Annotated in this window: 1 pseudogene; it reads right to left on the bottom strand. The window is 57.8% G+C overall.

From position 1 onward, the window contains the following. Positions 1-387 precede the first annotated feature (387 nt). Positions 388-1,556: pseudogene (locus GA0061105_RS32060) on the bottom strand (transposase); the annotation flags it as partial. Positions 1,557-1,627 lie beyond the last annotated feature (71 nt).

Genomic DNA, 1,627 nt, shown 5'->3' with positions numbered 1-1,627 from the left:
GGCCTTTCTGATTTCGCCGCCTCAGGCAACGGAACCATATGCGGTGTAGCTGCTGACAGAACCCGTTGCGCGCTTGATAGTTATGCGACCTATGGCGCGGCGATCAGGATGAGACGCCGTATTGCCTCACCCAAGAGTGTTCCCGGAGAATAATGTCGTTGCCTCACTCGATGTTTTCGAATGCCTCACGGGTTGTTCCGATCGTATCCCCGCACCTGGTGCAGGTGACGGAGGTAGCGAAGCCGCTCGCGAGCGCGCCTCTCAATAGCGCTGTAGCGAGCGGGCGGCTTCGCGGGCGGTCATCATGTTTTCCGGTGGGGTCGGTTGTCGAAGGCCAACCTGGCGGTAAGAGCGCGGATGACGATCCTGTATTGTTCGGTAATGATCTCACTGCCCGACCTCTATACTTTCCGTCTGCCGCGCGGCATCGGCGAATGGCCCGAACACCAGCGCATTGGCCTGTGTACTGCGCCAGATTTTCATTCGGCGCTGCACGGTCCGAATGAGGCCGTCGGGATACACGCCGGGGCATTTGACCTGCAAGCGTTCAAGCAACTCTCGCGAAGTTCGCCAAGGCTCCGCCTCGAACCATTCCTCGAGTTCGGCAGTGACGGCGAGTAGAGGATCGGGTCTCCGCCGCTCTCGCTTGGCCGCTGGCTTGGAGCGGGCAGTCGGTTTCACTTCACCACCACGCCAAGCAATCCGTAAGCCAGAAAGAAAGTCTTCGAGCGTCAGGTACATCGCCTTGAGCCAAAGGCATGTATCCTCCGGCGTGCGTGGGTCGTCAAGCAGCCGCTGGAAGAGTGTGGCAGGACGATGATAGCGCTTGATCACCTTGGCTCCGTCACGGTGCTTTTCTTTCAGCTTGAATGATGGCTGAAAGAAATTCACGAACAACCGCATTGACGAATAAAGCTTGGCCAGCTCCCGAGTGGCTCGCAGCCCCTCGAAGCCTCGGTATCCAACGATCTTGCGCACGATTGCGCCATTCTTCTGCTCGACAAATGCCTGATCATTCTTTCGGTAAGGGCGGCAACGGGTAAGTTCGATATTATCGCGCAAGCAATATTCATGAACACTCTCGTTCATGAACACACTGTCGTTATCGGTGTCGAAGCCCAGCAGCGGGAACGGCAGCAACTTGCGCAGTTCGGCCAACGCAGTGATCAGTACCGTTTGCTCGCGAACCAGCAGCGGCGCGCATTCCGTCCAGCCCGTGGCTATATCTGTCAACACCAGCGTTTGCGAGAAGGCACCCCAGCGTACGGGCCGGAATGAGAAACGAGGTCAGCTTCGACAAAGCCAAGTGCGGGGTCATCCCAATCCGAGAAGGTTCGAACGGGAACACTACGCCGAATCGCTGTTGATCCTTTCCGGCGCCGCGGACCCGTGGCGCTCGCTTTAATCTCCTTGAGGACCCGATCAATCGTCGCTGGGCTCATCGTCAAGAGTCGCCGGCGCGTCTCGCTATTCATATCGCCGTGTCCATGACGTTCCATCGCTTCGATTAGTGTTGGCAACAGGGGGTGTAGTGTAAGCGACAAGCAGACCCCATCTGGCGAAGCAGCTTAGCGGTCGGCTATCGGTAGCGGACACGATGAACTGCTGTGAGCTTCTATGTCTGCGC

This window comes from Rhizobium aethiopicum (assembly GCF_900094625.1).
Taxonomy (GTDB): domain Bacteria; phylum Pseudomonadota; class Alphaproteobacteria; order Rhizobiales; family Rhizobiaceae; genus Rhizobium; species Rhizobium aethiopicum.
This window is presented reverse-complemented; position numbering and strand designations above follow the sequence as displayed.